The following is a 19,933-nucleotide window of genomic DNA, read 5'->3' on the forward strand; positions in this document are numbered from 1 at the left end:
CTACGCTTCCGTTGACGGCGTTTGGGGCAGGGGATAGGCCTTGTCTCTGTCGAAGGACTGATATTCGGGAGTGACATCGTGACGGACAGACTGGTGATCATCGGCGCGGGGCAGGCAGGCTTCGCATTGGCAGCCAAGCTGCGTGCGCTGAAGGATGAGCGTCCGATCACGCTGATCGGCGCCGAGGACGTGCTTCCCTACCAGCGCCCGCCGCTATCGAAGAAATATCTGCTGGGCGAGATGTCCTTCGACCGCCTGCTCTTCCGTCCCGAGCATTGGTACCCAGACAATAATGTCGAGATCCGCCTTTCGACCTGGGCCGAGCAGATCAAGCGTGATGCGAAGCAGGTCTTGCTGCAGGATGGCTCGGTTCTCGACTATGGCACGCTTGCAATCGTGACGGGCTCGACGCCCCGCCGTCTGCCGGCAGCCATCGGCGGTGATCTGGAAGGCGTCTATGTCGCCCGCGACAAGCGCGATGCCGATCTGCTGGCAGAGGAAATGCGGCCCGGCCGCCGTGTCCTCATCATCGGCGGCGGTTATATCGGCCTTGAGGCTGCTGCCGTCGCCCGCCATCTCGGCCTGGAGGTAACCGTCATTGAAATGGCCGACCGGATTCTGCAGCGTGTCGCTGCCAAGGAGACGGCCGATATCATGCGCGCGATTCACAAGAGCCATGATGTGACGATTCGCGAAAAGACCGGACTGAAGCATCTCATCGGCAAGAATGGCCGCGTTTCCGGTGCCGAGCTTTCCGACGGCGCCACCATCGAAGTGGACTTCGTCATCGTCGGCATCGGCGTCGTGCCGAACGATCTTCTAGCGAAGGAGGCAGGGCTGGAAGTCGGCAATGGAATCATCGTCGACGAATTCGCGCGCACATCCGACCCTTCGATCTATGCTGCCGGCGATTGCGCCAGCCTGCCGTGGCAGGGCGGCCGCATTCGGCTCGAATCTGTTCAGAATGCCGTCGATCAGGCAGATGCCGCAGCCGCCGTCATCGCCGGCGGCAACGAACCCTATGACCCGAAGCCCTGGTTCTGGTCTGATCAGTATGATGTGAAGCTGCAGATTGCCGGCTTCAATATGGGCTATGATGACACGCTGCTGCGCCCCGGGGCCCGCGAAGGAGCGAGCTCCGTCTGGTATTTCCGTGAGGGCAGGCTGATCGCCGTCGACGCCATCAACGACGCAAAAGCCTATGTGACGGGCAAGAAGATGCTGGAATCAGGCATCAATCCGGATCGGGCGATGCTCGCTGATCCCTCCGTCGATCTGAAGCAATTGCTGAGCTAGGCGGAGCCAGTTCGCCCGGCTCTGCAGGCAGTTCCAGTTTTGAACTGTCACCATCGCGTTTGCCGCCTAAATAAAGCAGGTGTGAAAACTTCAAAAAAAGCTTGATCGTACCGGGGAATACCCATATCAGGGCTCCCACCGGAGAGGTGGCCGAGTGGTCGAAGGCGCTCCCCTGCTAAGGGAGTATACCAGAAATGGTATCGTGGGTTCGAATCCCATCTTCTCCGCCATCTGTCTTTTCATTAATGAAGTCAGATGGATGCAGCCGGTATCAATCCAGTCATAACATTTGCCGCGACACGATTTCGCTTGCCGCAAATCGGGCTGCGCGACGGCCGTAGAATGCTGCGCCCTACGATATGGCGGACAAGTGTCGCCGGTTAGAACCGAAAATACAAACTCACTCCTGACCGCGGACGGTAGCCGTAGTAATCCCGATAGCCGTAATAATCGCGATCGTAATACCGCGGGTATCTATAGCCGTAGCGGTGATATCTGTAGCATCTGTCATAATATCCGCAGGAACGGTAGGCGTATCGGTGGTTCCAGTAGCGATCCGCACGCCAATGCCGGTGGCTCCGATGTCTGACTTGCTCGACATTGCCGATCTGCACTTGCTCTGCTCTCGGCACGAACATTGGAGCCGCGTTTAGCGGCGGGGCGAAGGATGCAGCCAGGACGACGGCTGCGAGTGCTGATAATAGCTTCCTCATCGACGTATCCTCTCAGGGTTTCAGCTTGAGCCCCCTGGCGTGAACCTCCGATGAACAGCATCACCGATCGAACGGCCCTGGAATCGCGTCCACATACCTCGCTCCCGAATCGCGATGATCGCCGGGCGAATCGCATGCGCAAACCGAATCGCCGCTCGTTGGCTAAGGCTGAATGCGGTTTCGATTTTTGCACTGGCGAGCTCCACCAGTCGTTGGCGGGTTTTTTCAAAAAATCGGAATCGGGCAGAAAAATGGTGCCGATTTGGCACAGAGGGCCGCGCTGCCCCTCTTATGAAAGCCCGATAAATATCAGGAAAATAAGCACTTTCTTAATAAAGCCTAAACAAGCGGCTACCCTGCTGCCCAATTTGTGGCCTTTCAGCAACAGGGTTTCGGTAAGGCTTTCGTAAACCCCTCTCGAACACAAGTTGGTGATTGCGTGACAGCCGCCGTCTTGTATTTTCAGCCTCGGAAGCAAGGGCTTGACCGCCCGACTTCTTAAAGCACCGGGGGTAAGGCAGGGAAACGTCGTAAGGCGTGATCTTACCTCCGATCGAAACTTGAATTGGAGGTCATTATGAACATCAAGAGCCTTCTTCTTGGCTCTGCTGCCGCTATGGCAGTAGTTTCCGGCGCTCAGGCTGCTGACGCTATCGTTGCAGCCGAGCCGGAGCCGGTTGAATATGTTCGCGTCTGCGACGCTTACGGCACCGGCTACTTCTACATCCCGGGCACGGAAACCTGCCTGAAGATCAACGGCTACATCCGTTTCCAGGTTGACGTTGCTCCGAGCGCAAGCTCGATTAGCGCTTCTGGCGGCGGTTCTGTTGATAACGACTCGAGCTGGGACGCTCGTACCCGTGGTCAGGTTCAGTTCACGGCCAAGAGCGACACCGAATACGGCCCGCTTACCGGCGTTATCGTTCTTCAGGCAAACGCTGATAACGCGTCCAACCAGAAGACGATCCTCGACTCGGCTTACCTCGACATCGCTGGCTTCCGTGCCGGTCTCTTCTACTCCTGGTGGGACGATGGTCTCTCCGGCGAAACGGACGACATCGGCTCCCCGGTTACCCTGCATAACTCTATCCGTTATCAGTACGAAACCGGTGACTTCTACGCTGGCATCAGCGTCGACGAACTGGAAGACGGCCCGTTCTACAACGGCGAAGAACCTAACAACTTCGGCGTAGCAGTTGGCCTCGGTGGCAAGGCTGGTGCCTTCACCTACCAGATCACTGCTGGTTACGACACCGACAACGAAGAAGGCGCTGTTCGCGCTATGGGTACCGTTGCTATCGGCCCGGGCACGCTCGGTCTCGCAGCTGTTTACTCCACCAACCCGAACGCTTACTACAACAAGTCTGAGTGGGCAGTTGCTGCTGAATACGCGATCAAGGCGACCGACAAGCTGAAGATCACCCCCGGCGTTCAGTACTACGGCAACTACGGCATCACCGCTGGTGAGTTCAACGACGACGTTGATGCTTGGAAGGCTGGCGTAACGGTCGACTATCAGATCGTTGACAACTTCTCGGCTAAGGTTTCGGTTCAGTACCTCGATCCGGACAACGCTGACGATGTTACCTCGGGCTTCTTCCGCCTGCAGCGCGCATTCTAATCTGATCCGACTTCGGTCATTCAGAGAAGCCCGACTTTCGAGCCGGGCTTTTTCATTTTATGCCGGAAGGCCGATGCATATTGGCAATCTCAAAATAGGGGAAGCCAGACGCGAACGATTTGAGCCGCGAGATCAGCTGAGTTTGCTGACAAACCTGCCGATCGTCTCCGGAATGCCTCCTAAATGCAGAAGCGGCGCGTGACCTTGGCCTTTCGCCGTGATCTGCACTATCCGCGGATGCCGCTTCGTCATCTCGTCGGTCGTCTGCCGCGACAGCAGATTCGAATTCTCTCCCCTGATAACCAGTAGCGGTATGGAGCGCAGACTTTCGAATTGCGGCCAGAGGTCAGGGAGAGGGTTGCTGAAATCGACTGCTTTCAGCTGCTCGGCAATGGCGTGGTCATAATCGGCGACAGGTACGCCATTCTGTTCCCGATAGATGGCATTCGCCATGCCATCCCAATCGGTGAAACCGAGTGCCGGAAAGTAAGCGCCGTGATTCTCCTTGAGGATATCGACCGCCTCACTCCAGCTTTGAGGTCTGCGGTCACGGTTGAGATAGTCCCTGATCGCCATAAGCCCGGCTGCCTCGATGACCGGGCCGATATCGTTTAAAACGGCGCCTGCAAGCAGCTCCGGCTTTATGGCTGCCAGCAGATGCAGAATCAGTCCGCCGCGCGAAGTCCCAATGAAGATGGCTCGATCGATGCCGAACGCAGCGCAGGCGGCAATCACATCGCTGCATTCGACAGCGAGATTGTAATTCGCCTTGTTCGCGTCCCGGTCGGACAGGCCGCGCCCGCGATAATCCAGAGCGATGACACGACGGGGAGAAAGTGGGTCTCCTGACAGCAGCAACGCGATTTCGTGGAAATCGCGGGCATTGCGCGTAAGGCCCGGCAGGCAGACGATCGGCAGCCGGTCGGGCTCTCCGCCAGTCGGCTGGTAATGACGGGCATAGAGCTTCAGCCCGTCGGTCGATCCATAGAATTTTTCGGTAAACCCGTTCGTGACCGCCTCGCCCATGACATCTCCGTTCCGTCTGCCAGAACGAGATGTAACGCGCTTTCGGCAAGTCTGCCAACCGGTCTCAGGTCGCGCCGCGGCCTCCGATGAGGTCGCGCTCTATGTCAGGCGTCTGTCCGAGGCGAGCCTTATAGACCTCGTAATTCTCCATCACCCGCTGCACATAGTTGCGCGTCTCGGGGAAGGGGATACGCTCGATCCAGTCGACGATCTCGTCAACCGGCTTGCCGCGTGGATCGCCATAGCGGCCGATCCATTCCGGCACGCGCTTTGGGCCGGCATTATAGGCGATGAAGGTCAGGATATAGGAGCCGCCGAAGGCTTCGATCTGCTCGCCGAGATAATGCGCGCCGAGCGTCGCGTTGTAGCCGGCATCGGCCGTCAGCCTGTCCTTGGAATAGGTAATAGCGTGCCGCTTGGCGACGGCCTGAGCCGTGCCCGGCAGGAGCTGCAGGAGTCCTCGGGCGTTGGCTGCGGAGACGGCAGCCGGGTTGAAGGCGCTTTCCTGTCGGGCAATCGCATAGGCGAGCGCCTTGCCCGAGCCGGAAATATTAGCGTTCGCAGGAATGACGCCGACCGGGAAGGCAAGTGCTGCGACATCGATGCCGCGTCCATAGGCGATCTTGCCGATCTGCAGTGAAAGATGATGGTCGCCTGCCTGCTCGGCCTTGGCCGTCAGGATCGCAAGCTCGCCGGGGCTCTGGAGTTGATCGGCGAGCGCCAGATAGAGGGCTGCCGCGCGCCAACCATGACCTGCGGCCTCCAACCGTCCGATCGCCTGCACGGCTTCGCGCTTTTGGAGATTCTGACGGTCGGCTGTCGTGGGCGACGGATAGGTGACGTTCAAGGTCTTCCGTCCAAGTCGCTCGGCAGCCAGTTGTCCGTAGAAGGTGCCCGGAAAATTTGCGGCCTTGGCGAAAAATTCGCTGGCCTTGCCCGGCCCGCCGGCCTCCGCTGAACGCCCGAGCCAGTACCAGGCGCGGGAGACGGAAAGCGGGCCGTTCGAAACCTGCAGGATCTTGCGGAAATGCGTCTCGGCCGTCGTCGGGTCCTGCAGTCCGCGCAACGCATACCAGCCGGCATGGAACTCCGCTTCGACGATATCCGTCGGCACCGTTGCAACGGAGGCGGCGACGATCTGGTAGGCCGCCTTGAATTGTCCCTGGTCGACGAGGCCCCGGCTGATGATCCGCTGTTCGTTCCACCATTCGCCGGAATTCATCAGTTCACTGCGGTCGCGCGGTATCTGCTGCAGGAGCTTGGCAGCTTCGAGATACTTGTCCTGCTTGCGCAGATATTCGATGCGCGCGAAGAGAAAGCCGGGATCGCTGCGCCACTTGGCATCGACCGCGTTCAGCAGTGCGCCGGCGTTACCCGCACTGGCGTCGACGGCGGCCCATGCCTTGTAGAGCGACTGCGCCTGACCCATGTCGCCGAAGCGCTTGGCCTGCGCCACGCGACCGCGATACATCAGGTAATCCATCCGCGTCTTGTGGTCGGCTGCGGTTAGCAGGCCGGCAAATTCGGCGAGGATCTTGTCTTCGGTTGCCTTGTCGAGCACCTGTCCGCGCCAGATCCCGCCGATATATTTCGTCGCCTGCGCAGACTTGCCGGTCGCCACGAGCGCGCGCGACACAATCATCGCGCCCTGCGGCGTCTCGGGGGCGGTATCTCCGAAAGCGTTCAGCACGGCGGCAGGAGCAGGGTTCTCGTCATAGAGCGCGCGCTCGGAATTGCCGCGCAGGCGTTCCAGACCCGGCCAGCCCTTCAGTTCGTCCGAAGCACTGGCGATCTCATAGGAGGGTACGCCCTTCAGGCCGGAGGTCGCGATTGCCCAGGTCAGGATGTGGCGATCGAGCGTTCCCGCCGCCATGGTGTTGCGGATGGCGAGCGCCTGTTGCGGATCCTTGCTGGAGAGCGCGTCGAGACCTGCCTTCAGATCGCCGTTGACGGGCGCGATCACTGGATTGCGCGGGATGGCGCCAGTCGTGATCGACTCGGGGAAGGATGCGGTTTCCGGTATGAAAGCCAGCGGCTTGACGGCGGGGAGGGGCGCGCCTTCGCCGGGCAGCTGCGATGCAGCACTGCCCCAGGCCGCGGCCACCAGACCGAAGACGGACAGGATCAGAACGGCTCTCTTCATCCGGATGACTCGCAACGAAAATACGCCCTTCCATTTGGCTGTAGGCACATTAACGAAACCTTACCAAAGCAGGTAAAATTCATTCACATTTGCTATCGGATTTTGCCCTAAACCGATCTATGCGCGCTTGTCGCGGCCATATTGCCGCTCTATGGTGCGCAACTCTTATTCATGGAATGCGGCTGAAGCAAGGATATCGGCCGTGAGGAGCTTTGCATGTTCAATGGGTCCATTCCCGCCCTCGTAACCCCCTTCACTGATGCGGGCCTGGTCGATGAAGACAGCTTCGCCGCTCATGTCGCCTGGCAGATCGGGGAGGGCAGCAGCGGTCTCGTCCCGGTCGGCACGACCGGCGAGTCGCCGACGCTGTCGCATGCCGAGCACAAACAGGTGGTGGAGCTGTGCATCGAAGTGGCCGCCAAGCGTGTGCCCGTCATGGCCGGCGCCGGCTCGAACAATACGCGCGAAGCGATCGAACTTGCTCAGCATGCCCAGAGAGTCGGCGCGGACGCGGTTCTGGTCGTCACGCCCTATTACAACAAGCCGACACAGAAGGGCTTGATCGCTCATTATTCGGCAATCGCCGAAGCCGTCGATCTGCCGATCTATATCTACAACATCCCCGGCCGTTCGGTCATCGACATGACGCCGGAGACGATGGGCGCGCTTGCCAAGGCGCACAAGAACATCGTCGGCGTCAAGGACGCGACCGGCAAGATCGAGCGCGTCTCCGAGCAGCGCATCACCTGCGGCAAGGAGTTCCAGCAGCTTTCCGGCGAGGATGCGACGGCGCTCGGCTTCAACGCCCATGGCGGCGTCGGCTGCATTTCGGTCACGGCCAACATTGCCCCACGTCTCTGTGCGGAATTCCAGGCGGCGACGGCCGCCGGCAATTACGCCAAGGCGCTGGAGCTGCAGGACCGGCTGATGCCGCTGCACAAGGCAGTATTCATGGAGCCTGGCGTCTGTGGCGCGAAATACGGCCTCGCAAAGCTTGGCCGCATGAGCCGCATGGTCCGCTCGCCGCTGATGTCCTCGCTGGAGCCCTCGACCGAAGCGGCAATCGACGCCGCGATGCGTCACGCCGGTCTGCTGAACTGAGGCCAAAACAGGCCCGTGCCTTCACAAAACTGGACCGTTCTCTTACATAGACGACAGGAAGTGAGGGCGCGGCAGTCGCGCCCTGGAATGGAATTATCGTCATGGCCCCCAAAGGCAGCCAGCGTATCGTGAAGAAGGTCGTCGCGGAAAATCGCAAGGCCCGCTTCAACTATGAGATCATCGATACCTATGAGGCGGGCTTGGTGCTGAAGGGCACCGAGGTCAAGTCGCTGCGTGAAGGCAAGGCCAATATCGCCGAATCCTACGCTTCGGATGAGGATGGCGAGATTTGGCTGATCAATTCCTATCTGCCGGAATATCTGCAGGCGAACCGTTTCAACCATGAGCCGCGCCGCCGCCGCAAGCTGCTCTTGTCCGGGCGTGAGATCAACCGTCTGCGCGCAGGCATCAATCGCGAGGGCATGACGCTGATCCCGATGAAGATCTACTTCAACGATCAGGGCCGGGCCAAGCTGGAGCTCGCGCTAGCCAAGGGCAAGAAACTGCATGACAAGCGCGAATCCGAGAAGGAGCGAGATTGGAACAGGCAGAAGAGCCGTCTGCTGAAAGACAATGGCTGAGCAATCGCCTGCAAGGTCAGGCTATTTGTGAATGAAGGCTCAGTCTTCGAAATCGCTAGCCGGCGCCACTTCGGCGGGACGCGGCGGACGTTCGGAAGGATCCCGGCCGATCTCGGCTTTCAACGAAAGAAGATCGATGAAGTGATCGGCCTGGCGGCGCAGGTCGTCGGCGATCATCGGCGGCTGGGTCGACATGGTCGAAATGACCGAAACCTTGCGTCCCTTGCGTTGCAGCGCTTCGACCAGATTGGTGAAATCGCCGTCGCCGGAGAAGATGACGAGATGGTCGACCGTTTCGGACTGTTCCATGGCATCGATTGCGAGCTCGATATCCATATTGCCCTTGATCTTGCGCCGCCCCATGGAGTCGGTAAATTCCTTCGCGGGCTTCGTCACGACCTTGTAACCGTTATAATCGAGCCAGTCGATGAGCGGGCGGATAGAGGAATATTCCTGGTCTTCGATAAGCGCGGTATAGTAGTATGCGCGCAGCAGATATCCACGTTTCTGAAATGCTTTCAAGAGCTTGCGGTAGTCGATATCAAAGCCCAGACTCTTGGATGCAGCGTAAAGGTTGGCGCCGTCTATGAATAGTGCAATTTTTTCGCGTGGGTCAAACATCGCTTACCAATCCAAAGAGAGTAATCGAAATCCATAAGCCACTTAGCCCAATAAAAACAGCGGCTTGTGGACGTGGCGTCGAGCTGTTCCGTACTTTATGAATTATTCATATATGAAAGATTTAGGGCACGATTCGGGATATTCCAAGCAACCTTCGGTGGAAATGTCATATTGTGCATGGAAATTTAGACCAGCCGCGGATAAAGGCGAGGGGACCCTAACGAAAAACTTGAATTTGCCCGGTTTTAATTGTATCGGGCGTTTTAATCCTGAAAAGACGACCGCAAAGGACAGGCAATGGCCCGTGTCACAGTAGAAGATTGCATTGACAAGGTAGAGAACCGCTTCGAGCTGGTTCTGCTCGCCAGCCACCGCGCCCGGCTGATTTCCCAGGGTGCATCGATCACCATCGATCGCGACAACGACAAGAACCCGGTTGTGGCTCTGCGCGAAATCGCCGATGAGACCCTGTCGCCCGATGACCTGAAGGAAGACCTGATCCACTCGCTGCAGAAACATGTGGAAGTGGACGAGCCCGAGCCCGATCCGGCAAGCCTGATCGCCGCCGGCGCTGCTGCATCCGCCGACAGTGAAGATCAGGACGACCTGCCGGAAACGGTCACCTTTGACCAGATGTCGGAAGAAGAGCTTTTGGCCGGTATCGAAGGTCTTGTTCCGCCGGAAAAGAGCGACGATTATTAAGCGCATCCCCGACCTTTGAGCGGTCGGGGTTTTCCTGCGCGGCAAAAGATCGGCGATTACCAATCATCAATCTTGCGCTTGTAAAGCTTAGGCATAATATTGCCCATGTGTGCGCCAATCTGCGATTGGCGCGCTTTTATTTTATTGGAGTGGCCTTGGAATGATGCGGCAGTACGAGCTCGTGGAACGGGTTCAGAAATACAAGCCCGATGCCAACGAAGCTCTGCTGAACAAAGCCTATGTCTACGCCATGCAGAAGCATGGGCAGCAGAAGCGGGCGAGCGGCGACCCTTACATCTCGCATCCGCTCGAAGTGGCCGCCATCCTGACCGACATGCATCTCGATGAATCGACGATTGCGGTCGCTCTCCTGCATGACACGATCGAGGATACGACGGCGACGCGCGCCGAGATCGACGAACTCTTCGGCGAAGATATCGGCCGCCTGGTCGAGGGCCTGACGAAGATCAAGAAGCTCGACCTCGTCACCAAGAAAGCCAAGCAGGCGGAAAACCTGCGTAAGCTGCTGCTTGCCATCTCCGACGACGTGCGCGTCCTGCTGGTCAAGCTCGCCGATCGTCTCCACAACATGCGCACTCTCGACCATATGTCGCAGGAAAAGCGTGCGCGCATTTCCGAAGAGACGATGGAAATCTATGCGCCGCTCGCCGGCCGCATGGGTATGCAGGACATGCGCGAGGAGCTGGAGGAACTTTCCTTCCGGCATATGAACCCGGAAGCCTACGAGACCGTCACCAAACGCCTCGAGGAACTGTCGAAGCGCAATGAAGGCCTGGTCAAGAAGATCGAGGCCGAACTGCGCGATCTCCTGATCGCCAATGGGCTGACGAGTGCCTATGTCAAGGGCCGGCAGAAGAAGCCCTATTCGGTGTTCCGCAAGATGCAGTCGAAGTCGCTCTCTTTCGAGCAGCTTTCCGACGTCTACGGTTTCCGCCTCATCGTCGAGGATATTCCTTCCTGCTACCGCGCGCTCGGCATCGTACATACGCGCTGGCGCGTCGTGCCCGGCCGCTTCAAGGACTACATCTCGACGCCGAAGCAGAACGACTACCGGTCGCTGCACACCACCATCGTCGGCCCGTCGATGCAGCGTATCGAGCTGCAGATCCGCACCAAACGCATGCATGAGATCGCCGAATTCGGTATCGCCGCTCATACGCTCTATAAGGACGGCGCCACCAATGCCGATGGCGATATCCTCTCGCGCGAAAGCAACGCCTATTCCTGGCTCCGGCACACGATCGAGGCGCTCGCCGAAGGCGACAGCCCCGAAGAATTCCTTGAGCACACCAAGCTCGAGCTGTTTCAGGATCAGGTCTTCTGTTTCACGCCGAAGGGCAAGCTGATCGCCCTGCCGCGCGGCGCGACGCCCATCGATTTCGCCTACGCCGTCCACACGAATATCGGCGACACCACCGTCGGCGCCAAGATCAACGGCCGCATCATGCCGCTGGTGACCCGTCTCAACAATGGCGATGAAGTGGAGATCATCCGCTCCGGCGTGCAGGTGCCGCCGGCCGCCTGGGAAGAGATCGTCGTGACAGGCAAGGCGCGCGCCGCCATCAGGCGCGCGACGCGAATGGCGATCCGTAAGCAATATGCGGGTCTCGGCCACCGTATCCTGGAGCGCACTTTCGAGCGCGCCGGCAAGATCTTCTCGCGTGATGCCATGAAACCTGCCCTGCATCGTCTGGGGCAGAAGGACGTGGAAGATGCGATCGCGGCCGTCGGCCGCGGCGAGATGTCCTCGCTTGACGTGCTGCGCGCCGTCTATCCCGATCACCAGGACGAGCGCGTCACGGTCAAGCCGGCCGGCGACGAGGGCTGGTTCAACGTCCGCAGCGCCGCAGGCATGATCTTCAAGATCCCCGGCAAGACCAAGGCCGATCTCGACGGCGGGCGCGCCTCCACCGAGGGCGATCCCGATATCGTGCCGATCCGCGGCCTCTCCGGCAATGTCGACGTCAAGTTCTCGCCGGCCGGCGCCGTGCCCGGCGATCGCATCGTCGGCATCATGGAAAAGGGCAAGGGCATCACCATCTACCCCATCCAGTCGCCGGCGCTGCAGCGCTTCGATGATCAGCCGGACCGCTGGATCGACGTGCGCTGGGATCTCGACGAGGCCAACAAATCCCGCTTCATGGCCCGCATTATGGTCAACGCGCTGAATGAACCGGGCACGCTCGCCAAGGTGGCGCAGACGGTCGCAAGCCTGGATGTCAACATCCGCATGCTGAACACCGTGCGTGCGGCGACCGACTTCACCGAAATGGTGCTGGAGGTGGAGGTTTGGGACCTGCGGCAGTTGAACCAGCTTCTTGCCCAACTCAAGGATCTGGATTGCATCGCGACGGTCCGGCGCCTTTACGATTAGGATTCTATTAAAGTGTTGCGGATCGCGAATTGCGTTTTGCATATTTTGTGATCATTTCACGACTAAAAAGGCATATTGAAATGGCAAGCCATGCGCAGTACGCATGGCTGTGCTCAGGTTACAGCGGTGGTAATTAATCATTGCCGGGACTATCTTCTGGTCATCGAAAAATGAAACGAAGATGAGGCAAAGCAATGTTTGAACCGATCAGGAAGTTCGCCCGCGCCCTTCGCGCTCCGACCGCTCAGGAACGTGAAATGGCATATCTCAACGGCTCGCAGGATCGTATTGATCTTGAATATCGTCAGCGTCAGGTCGATCGCGGTATCTTCCGCAATCGCTAATCGCTGAGATATACTTGAGGTAAGGAAGGGGGCGTTATGCAGGATTTATGCCCCTTGGAATAAGGAAAATAGACGGCCTGTTTGTGAAGCGGTTCCATTTGCCGCTCTTGTCATGGTCATGTGCGCTGCACTAAATACGCGCCATGTTGTTTCGCCGTCGCAAACCCGCGGGATATAAGGAAAAGCTGCGAGAGCTCGTATGGCCTCGTAAGGGTTTTCTGCGTCCGCCAAAATATCTGATGATGCGCATCCTGCGCCTGACTGCCTCGCCGCATGCCGTTGCGGTGGGCGTTGCTGCGGGTGTCTTCGTGTCGTGGACACCCTTTATCGGCGTGCATTTCGTCATGGCCTTCGTCATCACCTATTTCCTGTCGGGAAATATGGTGGCGGCAGCGCTTGGCTGTGCGGCCTTCGGCAATCCGCTGACCTATCCCTTCATTTGGGGCATCACCTGGGAAGTCGGCCACCTGCTGCTCAGCCGGCAGGACCAGATGGCGGGGCAGACGATCGATCTCGCCGAACTCTTCCATAAGCTGCATTTCATCGAACTCTGGAAGCCGGTGCTGGAGCCGATGCTGATCGGCGCCATCCCGCCGGCAGCCGTCACTTCGGTTGCGCTTTATGTACTGACATTCTACACCGTCAGGGGCTTTCAGGCGCGCCGTCGCGCCCGGCTGGTGGAGCGTGCGCGGCTACGGCTCGCCGATCCCGCCGCCGAGATGCCGACCGTCTGAGCCCGAAGCAGTTCTTTCCCGAAAGGCCTCTTGCATGATCATCGGCATTGGCAGCGACCTCATCGACATCAGGCGCGTGGAGAAATCCATCGAGCGCTTCGGTGACCGGTTCACGCATCGCTGTTTCACGGAGATCGAGCGCGCTCGCTCGGATCGCCGCGCCAACCGGGCCGAATCCTACGCCAAGCGCTTCGCCGCCAAGGAGGCCTGCTCCAAGGCGCTCGGGACCGGGCTTTCACAGGGCGTTTTCTGGAAGGATATGGGCGTCGTCAACCTGCCGAGCGGAAAGCCGACGATGCAGTTGACGGGCGGTGCGGCCGTTGTGCTGCAGGCCATGCTGCCGGCGGGCCACAAGCCCGCCATTCATTTGACAATAACCGATGATTATCCCTTGGCTCAGGCTTTTGTGATCATCGAAGCGCTGCCGGATGCCGTATGATAGCGGCCTCTCGTCGCTTTTAATGCGGTCGTTATTGCCGCCACCGGCCGAAGCCGCTAGAGAGAACATCAGAAAGAAATGCGCCTTGATGGCGTCTTGAAGGAATAAGACTGCGTGTCCGAAAAAGTCCAAGCCAAGCCGAATGCCCTCTGGGAAAATATCAAGGTCATCATCCAGGCTCTCGTCCTGGCGATGGTTATCAGGACTGTCCTATTCCAGCCCTTTACCATTCCCTCGGGCTCGATGATGCCGACCTTGCTGGTTGGTGACTATATCTTCGTCAACAAGTTTGCTTACGGCTATTCGAAATATTCGCTGCCTTTCTCGCCCGACATTTTCAGCGGCCGCATTTTCGGTTCCGATCCGAAGCGCGGGGATATCGTCGTTTTCCGCTTCCCGCCGAATCCCGATGTCGACTACATCAAGCGCGTCGTCGGCCTGCCGGGCGATCATATCCAGGTAACCGACGGTATTCTCTACATCAACGGCAAGCCGGTTCCGAAGGTGCCTGATGGAGCCTTCAATTCCGACTACAAGCTCGACCCGGGCCAGGACGTGCCTGTGTTCCGCGAGACGCTTGATGATGGCAAGACCTATGACACGCTCGACCAGTCGCCCGTCTCTCGCGGCGACAACACCCGCGAGTTCATCGTTCCGGAAGGCCATTACTTCATGATGGGCGATAACCGCGACAACTCGCTCGACAGCCGCTTCGATGTCGGCTTCGTCCCGGCGGAAAATCTTGTCGGCCGCGCGAGCGTCATCTTCTTCTCGCTCGGCAACGACACGTCCTTCCGCGAAATCTGGAAATGGCCGACCAACATGCGCTGGGATCGCCTCTTCAAGGTTGTTGAATGAGCAAGGCGCAGGCGCTCTCAGCGGCGGACCGCGCAAAGCTCGAAAGCCTGATCGGGCATGAATTTGCCGAGAAGGAACGTCTGGACCGTGCGCTGACCCATGCCAGCGCACGCACCGACAAGGGCAACTACGAGCGGCTTGAATTTCTCGGCGACAGGGTTCTCGGCCTCTGCATCGCCGACTTGCTGTTCCGCACCTTCGGGACTGCGGCGGAAGGCGAACTTTCAGTGCGTCTGAACCAGCTCGTCAGCGCCGAAACTTGCGCGGCAGTTGCCGACGAACTCAATCTCCATCTCTATATCCGCACTGGCGCCGACGTGAAGAAGCTCACCGACAAGCGGATGATGAACGTGCGCGCCGATGTCGTCGAAAGCCTGATCGCTGCGCTCTATCTCGATGGCGGCCTGGAGGTCGCCCGCCGCTTCATCCTGCGCTATTGGGAGGGCAGGGCGGTGCGCGCCGACGGCGCCCGCCGTGATGCAAAGACCGAGTTGCAGGAATGGTCGCATGCCAAATATGGCGTCACGCCCGTCTACCGGGTTGAAGAACGCAGCGGACCGGATCATGATCCGCGCTTCAAGGTGACTGTAGAAGTCGCTGGTGTCGCACCGGAAACAGGCATAGAGCGCTCCAAGCGCGCCGCAGAACAGGTCGCCGCGACGAAAATGCTCGAGCGCGAAGGCATTTGGCAGTCAGCATCTGCCGGAAACTGACGGGATCAATGACAGAAGAAAACGAATTGGCGGCCGAGAACGCCGCTGAAAGCAATCCGACCCATTCCGGCTTCGTCGCCCTGATCGGCCCGACCAATGCCGGCAAGTCGACGCTGGTCAACCGCCTCGTCGGTGCCAAAGTGTCGATCGTCAGCCATAAGGTGCAGACCACGCGCGCCATCGTGCGCGGCATCGCCATTCATAACAATGCGCAGATCGTCTTCATGGATACGCCCGGCATCTTCAAGCCGCGCCGCCGCCTCGATCGCGCCATGGTCACCTCTGCCTGGGGTGGCGCCAAGGATGCCGATCTCATCATGCTGCTGATCGACAGCGAGCGTGGCCTGCGCGGCGATGCGGAAGCCATCCTTGAAGGGTTAAAAGACGTTCCCCAGAGGAAGATCTTGGTTCTCAACAAGATCGACCGCGTCAATCGCGAATTGCTTCTGGCGATCGCTGCCACCGCAAACCAGAAGGTCGACTTCGACCAGACCTTCATGATTTCGGCGGAGAACGGTTCGGGCTGCGACGACGTGATGGACTATCTGGCAAAAACTCTGCCGGAAGGCCCATGGTACTATCCGGAGGATCAGATCTCCGACCTGCCGATGCGCCAGCTGGCCGCCGAAATCACCCGCGAAAAGCTCTTCCTTCGCCTGCATCAGGAGCTTCCTTATTCCTCGCATGTCGAGACGGAAAAGTGGGAAGAGCGCAAGGATGGCTCCGTGCGCATTGAACAGGTCATTTATGTCGAGCGCGATAGCCAGAAGAAGATAGCGCTTGGCAAGGGCGGCGAAACGATCAAGGCGATCTCGTCGGCGTCGCGCCGTGAACTCTCTGAAATCCTCGAGCAGCCCGTCCACCTCTTCCTGTTCGTCAAGGTCCGCGAGAACTGGGGCGATGATCCCGAGCGCTTCCGTGAAATGGGCCTCGAATTTCCGCGCTAAGGCATGTCGCGAAAAAGTGTGCGGGGGTTTTAAAAATCGCGACGCGCTTTAGTTTGACAAGAAAATTGACAAGGGGCACTCAGCTCTTTGTTTTTTTATAAAAATCGCTGCCTGTTCCAAGGAACAAATCGGCCTGCTGGCGCATTGATATGGCAACGGCGCTGCACCCTGCAGCGCCGATTTTTGCGACGGGGCGAGATGGCGACGGCAAAACCCACCCATTCCTTCAAGACGCCCTGCGAGCAGTGTCCGCTGCGGCCATTGCCGCATTTCCGGGAGTTCAGCCGCGAAGAGCTGGAATTCGTGTCGAAATTCAAAAGGGGCGAACTGGCTGTCGACGCCGGCGCGACGATCCTGGTCGAAGCTGCTCACAGCGCCCATCTCTTCACGGTGCTCTCAGGCTGGGGCTTCCGCTACAAGATGCTGGAGGATGGCCGCCGGCAGATCCTGAACTACGTCATGCCCGGCGATCTGATCGGTCTGCAGGGCACGATCATGGGCGAGATGCAGCATTCGGTGGAGGCTTTGTCGCCGGTAACGCTCTGCGTCTTCGAGCGCGACAAGCTGATGACCCTTTATAACAGGCATCCCTCGCTCGCCTTCGATATCACCTGGATCGCGGCGCAGGAGGAGCGCATTCTCGATGAGCACCTGTTGAGCATCGGCCGTCGCACGGCGCTCGAAAGAGCCGCCTATCTCATCGCCTTCCTTTTTGAGCGCGCAAGGAAGCTTAGCCTTTTCAACGGCGGCAATGTCATTCCGATCACGCAGCAGCATATTGCCGACACCCTCGGTCTTTCGATCGTTCACACCAACAAAACGCTGAAAAAGCTTGCAGGGCGCAACCTGATCCGCTGGCAGGAGCGCGGCTGCGACGTGCTGGACGGAGAGGGGCTGATGCAGGTGGCCGGCTGGGAAGGAATGCTCGAAGGAAAGCGTCCTTTCATCTGAAGCATGCCCGCAAAAGCGTGCAGCAGTTATTTTGCGATAACGACATGCCAAACAAGAACTTAAAGCGTGGCGGGGATTTGAAGGATCGCGATGCGCTTTTAGAGCACTGTCCGCCATTCGGACGCACAAAGGATGCTCCAGCTCATTGAATTTCCCAACAGGCTTTCCGAAAATCGATTCCGATTATCGAGCCGATACTGTAGACTCTCTCCTGTTCGGATTGCTCTGCCTTGATGTCTTTTTTAAATGCAAATTGGCTTCGGAAAAAATAGAGTCGCGTCATCTTTTCCGACGACTTTCGTTTTTATCGACCGGAGGCGAAAATGTGGCTATTCAGTAGTGGTGGGCAATCACCGTCAACGGTCGAGGTGGGGCAACGGCGGAATGATGTTTGCAAAAAGGCCGAAGCGCCGCATAGTCTGCGCTTCACGAGGGGCATGGAGATCATGAACGCAAGAACCCGTGTTCTGGTCCTGGAAGACAGTCTTATCATCGCAATGGAGGCGGAGGATATCCTGCGTCTCGTTGGTGCCGATACTATCGATATTGCCAATAGCGTCGACCAGGCCAGGGACGCAATCCGGGTCGCAGATTACGATTTCGCGCTTCTCGACGTGAATCTGGGAGAGGCTATGAGCTTCGATTTCGCGCGGGATCTGTCGCTGGCCAATATTCCATTCGGCTTCGTCAGCGGCTATTCCGATACGCAGGATTTTCCGGCCGACCTTCAGGATGTGCCCCTTCTCGTCAAACCTTTCGACGAGAATGCTATGCGCGACTTCCTCCAGAAGCTTTTCCCGTCGCCGGCGGAATGACATAGCTCGAACCGTGCTTTAAAATGAATCGGCAGGCTGAAGGACGGTTTTCCGATGCAATGGCAGGATCAGGCGATCATTCTTGGCGTCAAGCGCCACGGTGAGACGAGCGTCATCGCCGAGGTGATGACGCGTGAGCGCGGCCGTCATCTCGGTCTCGTCCGGTCCGGCCGTTCGCGCACGATGCAGCCAGTGCTGCAGCCCGGCAATGAGGTGGAGATCACCTGGCGTGCCCGGCTGGATGAACATCTCGGTGAATTCCGCCTCGAACCGGTAAAGCTGCGCGCCGCGCGGCTGATGGAGACGGCAACAGCCGTCTACGGTGTGCAGGCCATGGGTGCCCTTCTGCGCCTACTCCCCGAACGCGATCCGCATCCGCATCTCTTCGAGGCGCTGGAAGTCATTCTCGACCATCTTCACAACCCCACCGACGCCGGCGAGCTTTTCGTACGCTTCGAGCTTGCCGTATTGAACGACCTCGGCTTCGGGCTCGACCTCTCGGAATGCGCGGCGACCGGAACCCGCACCGATCTCGCCTATGTCTCGCCGAAATCCGGCCGTGCCGTGAGCCGCGGTGCCGGGGAGCCTTGGGCCGACAAGATGCTGCTTTTGCCGGCTTTCCTGAATGCAGGGGAAAACTACGCGGCCGATTTCGAAAGCCTCGCAGCAGCATTCCGTCTGACAGGATTCTTTCTGCATCGCCATGTCTATGAACCGCGTGGCCTGGAGGCTTCGGCAGCGCGCGAGGGCTTCGTTCAGGCGGCGCTCAAGGCGCTGAATCCGGCTGCGCGGACGCTTTTACGGCCGGATGAACTTTCTGCCTGAGCGGCTTTTTCATTCCTGCAAAACAGTCTTCAGTTTTGGCGGTTTACCCTTATGCGCCGCACCCCTATCTCTCCGTCGATCAGGAAAGTCCTTAGCGCTCAAGGAGGAAGCCATGCTAACCAAGCCCGATACATCGACCACCATCACGCTATGGAACGGACAGGAGGTTCCCCGCCTCGGCATGGGTTGCTGGGCGATCGGCGGTCCGTTCTTCGCCGGCGACACGCCGCTAGGCTGGGGTGAGGTGGACGACAATGAATCCATCGCCGCGATCAACCGCGCGATCGACCTTGGCATTCGCTTTTTCGATACGGCCTCGAATTACGGTGCCGGCCATTCGGAAGAGGTTCTGGGACAGGCGATCGGCAATCGCGCCGATATCGTCATCGCCACCAAGTTCGGTTTCGCCACCAATCCGGAAACGAAGCAGGCGACCGGCGCTTTTGCCGATCCGGCCTTCATCCGCCAGTCCGTCGAGACGTCGCTCCGCCGGCTGAAGCGGGAGCGCCTCGATCTCCTGCAATTCCACATCAACGATTTTCCGCTGGACCAGTCCGACGAAGTCTTCGATACGCTGCAGGTCCTGCGGGCGGAGGGCAAGATCGATGCCTTCGGCTGGAGCACGGATTTCCCCGATCGCGCCGCCCGCCATGCCGGCCGGCCTGGCTTCGTCTCGATCCAGCATACGATGAACGTCTTCGAGCCTGTACCCCAGATGATCGACGTCGTCGAAAGGAACGGTCTCATCTCCATCAATCGTGGTCCGCTTGCCATGGGCCTGCTGACCGGCAAGTTCACACCAGATCAGGCCGTCGGCGCCAAGGATGTGCGCGGGGCGGCACTCGAATGGATGGTCTATTTTAAGGATGGCCGTATCGCGCCGGAATTTGCTGCAAGGCTGGATGCCGTGCGCAGCCTGCTCGCATCGGATGGACGCACGCTGACGCAGGGCGCGCTTGCCTGGCTCTGGGCGCGCTCGCCGCGCACCCTGCCCATTCCCGGTTTCCGGACGGTGGCGCAGGTCGAGGAAAATGCCGGCGCACTGGAAAAGGGTCCGTTGCCGGGAGATGTAATGGCTGAGATCGACGCGGCGCTGGCCCGCGTCTGA

Annotated in this window: 20 protein-coding genes and 1 tRNA gene; 17 read left to right on the plus strand and 4 right to left on the minus strand. The window is 59.0% G+C overall.

The genetic code is table 11. The features are described 5' to 3' along the window. The first annotated feature begins 78 nt into the window (after nucleotides 1-78). Together JNB85_RS11285 and JNB85_RS11290 are read left to right on the plus strand one after the other, a co-directional pair. Nucleotides 79-1,296, plus strand: coding sequence for an NAD(P)/FAD-dependent oxidoreductase (locus JNB85_RS11285; protein ID WP_220334453.1), 1,218 nt, complete (start codon nucleotides 79-81; stop codon nucleotides 1,294-1,296). A 140-nt stretch (nucleotides 1,297-1,436) separates the two neighbouring features. Then, nucleotides 1,437-1,526, plus strand: a tRNA-Ser gene (locus JNB85_RS11290). 150 nt (nucleotides 1,527-1,676) lie between these two features. Here the strand turns inward: JNB85_RS11290 and JNB85_RS30655 are convergent. Continuing rightward, nucleotides 1,677-2,009 carry a hypothetical protein gene (locus JNB85_RS30655; protein ID WP_223216484.1) on the minus strand — a complete coding sequence of 111 codons (333 nt, stop codon included), beginning with the start codon at nucleotides 2,007-2,009 and terminating at the stop codon, nucleotides 1,677-1,679. 577 nt (nucleotides 2,010-2,586) lie between these two features. Between JNB85_RS30655 and JNB85_RS11295 the strand changes: the two genes are divergently transcribed. Further along, nucleotides 2,587-3,630 (plus strand): porin, encoded by a 1,044-nt coding sequence (locus JNB85_RS11295; RefSeq protein WP_220334454.1) that lies wholly within the window; start codon nucleotides 2,587-2,589, stop codon nucleotides 3,628-3,630. A gap of 132 nt (nucleotides 3,631-3,762) precedes the next feature. On the opposite strand, the gene JNB85_RS11300 is transcribed toward JNB85_RS11295, so the two are convergent. Together JNB85_RS11300 and JNB85_RS11305 are read right to left on the minus strand one after the other, a co-directional pair. Then, nucleotides 3,763-4,656, minus strand: a complete 894-nt coding sequence (locus JNB85_RS11300; RefSeq protein ID WP_220334455.1) for an alpha/beta fold hydrolase — start codon at nucleotides 4,654-4,656, stop codon at nucleotides 3,763-3,765. 64 nt (nucleotides 4,657-4,720) lie between these two features. Continuing rightward, the gene (locus JNB85_RS11305) at nucleotides 4,721-6,799 is read right to left on the minus strand and encodes a lytic transglycosylase domain-containing protein (protein ID WP_220334456.1); all 2,079 of its coding nucleotides are present in this window, start codon (nucleotides 6,797-6,799) and stop codon (nucleotides 4,721-4,723) included. 216 nt (nucleotides 6,800-7,015) lie between these two features. Between JNB85_RS11305 and dapA the strand changes: the two genes are divergently transcribed. Both dapA and smpB read left to right on the plus strand, forming a co-directional pair. Beyond that, complete coding sequence (dapA, locus tag JNB85_RS11310) at nucleotides 7,016-7,900, plus strand: 4-hydroxy-tetrahydrodipicolinate synthase (RefSeq protein WP_220334457.1); 885 nt, start codon at nucleotides 7,016-7,018, stop codon at nucleotides 7,898-7,900. Between the two features lie 101 nt (nucleotides 7,901-8,001). Then, nucleotides 8,002-8,481, plus strand: a complete 480-nt coding sequence (gene smpB, locus JNB85_RS11315; protein WP_220334458.1) for an SsrA-binding protein SmpB — start codon at nucleotides 8,002-8,004, stop codon at nucleotides 8,479-8,481. Between the two features lie 39 nt (nucleotides 8,482-8,520). Here the strand turns inward: smpB and JNB85_RS11320 are convergent, their stop codons facing one another. Continuing rightward, the gene (locus tag JNB85_RS11320; RefSeq protein WP_007820126.1) at nucleotides 8,521-9,102 is read right to left on the minus strand and encodes a LabA-like NYN domain-containing protein; all 582 of its coding nucleotides are present in this window, start codon (nucleotides 9,100-9,102) and stop codon (nucleotides 8,521-8,523) included. 297 nt (nucleotides 9,103-9,399) lie between these two features. On the opposite strand from JNB85_RS11320, the gene rpoZ reads away from it, so the two are divergent. The 12 genes from rpoZ to JNB85_RS11380 all read left to right on the plus strand — a co-directional run bounded on the left by rpoZ (nucleotide 9,400) and on the right by JNB85_RS11380 (nucleotide 19,933). Then, a complete protein-coding gene (gene rpoZ, locus JNB85_RS11325; RefSeq protein WP_220334459.1) occupies nucleotides 9,400-9,804 on the plus strand; it encodes a DNA-directed RNA polymerase subunit omega in 405 nt (134 codons plus the stop codon). 160 nt (nucleotides 9,805-9,964) lie between these two features. Then, nucleotides 9,965-12,199 (plus strand): RelA/SpoT family protein, encoded by a 2,235-nt coding sequence (locus tag JNB85_RS11330; protein ID WP_220334460.1) that lies wholly within the window; start codon nucleotides 9,965-9,967, stop codon nucleotides 12,197-12,199. Between the two features lie 194 nt (nucleotides 12,200-12,393). Then, nucleotides 12,394-12,543 (plus strand): DUF3563 family protein, encoded by a 150-nt coding sequence (locus JNB85_RS11335; protein WP_183744396.1) that lies wholly within the window; start codon nucleotides 12,394-12,396, stop codon nucleotides 12,541-12,543. Between the two features lie 143 nt (nucleotides 12,544-12,686). Next, nucleotides 12,687-13,277, plus strand: a complete 591-nt coding sequence (locus tag JNB85_RS11340) for a DUF2062 domain-containing protein (protein WP_220334461.1) — start codon at nucleotides 12,687-12,689, stop codon at nucleotides 13,275-13,277. Between the two features lie 34 nt (nucleotides 13,278-13,311). Continuing rightward, nucleotides 13,312-13,716 carry a holo-ACP synthase gene (gene acpS / locus JNB85_RS11345; protein WP_220334462.1) on the plus strand — a complete coding sequence of 135 codons (405 nt, stop codon included), beginning with the start codon at nucleotides 13,312-13,314 and terminating at the stop codon, nucleotides 13,714-13,716. 114 nt (nucleotides 13,717-13,830) lie between these two features. Continuing rightward, complete coding sequence (gene lepB, locus JNB85_RS11350; protein WP_183744388.1) at nucleotides 13,831-14,574, plus strand: signal peptidase I; 744 nt, start codon at nucleotides 13,831-13,833, stop codon at nucleotides 14,572-14,574. Next, entirely contained in the window at nucleotides 14,571-15,287 is a 717-nt protein-coding gene (rnc, locus tag JNB85_RS11355) for a ribonuclease III (protein WP_220334463.1), read from the plus strand. Before lepB ends, rnc begins: the two co-directional genes overlap by 4 nt. An 8-nt stretch (nucleotides 15,288-15,295) precedes the next feature. After that, nucleotides 15,296-16,234 carry a GTPase Era gene (gene era, locus JNB85_RS11360; RefSeq protein WP_220334464.1) on the plus strand — a complete coding sequence of 313 codons (939 nt, stop codon included), beginning with the start codon at nucleotides 15,296-15,298 and terminating at the stop codon, nucleotides 16,232-16,234. A 198-nt stretch (nucleotides 16,235-16,432) separates the two neighbouring features. Further along, nucleotides 16,433-17,185 carry a Crp/Fnr family transcriptional regulator gene (locus tag JNB85_RS11365; RefSeq protein WP_220334465.1) on the plus strand — a complete coding sequence of 251 codons (753 nt, stop codon included), beginning with the start codon at nucleotides 16,433-16,435 and terminating at the stop codon, nucleotides 17,183-17,185. A 446-nt stretch (nucleotides 17,186-17,631) separates the two neighbouring features. Continuing rightward, nucleotides 17,632-18,000 carry a response regulator gene (locus JNB85_RS11370; RefSeq protein ID WP_220334466.1) on the plus strand — a complete coding sequence of 123 codons (369 nt, stop codon included), beginning with the start codon at nucleotides 17,632-17,634 and terminating at the stop codon, nucleotides 17,998-18,000. A gap of 54 nt (nucleotides 18,001-18,054) precedes the next feature. Then, nucleotides 18,055-18,825 (plus strand): DNA repair protein RecO, encoded by a 771-nt coding sequence (recO, locus tag JNB85_RS11375; protein ID WP_220334467.1) that lies wholly within the window; start codon nucleotides 18,055-18,057, stop codon nucleotides 18,823-18,825. A gap of 112 nt (nucleotides 18,826-18,937) precedes the next feature. Next, a complete protein-coding gene (locus JNB85_RS11380) occupies nucleotides 18,938-19,933 on the plus strand; it encodes an aldo/keto reductase (RefSeq protein ID WP_220334468.1) in 996 nt (331 codons plus the stop codon).

Origin of the sequence: Rhizobium mesosinicum (assembly GCF_019511345.1) — a bacterium.
GTDB classification, from domain to species: domain Bacteria; phylum Pseudomonadota; class Alphaproteobacteria; order Rhizobiales; family Rhizobiaceae; genus Rhizobium; species Rhizobium mesosinicum.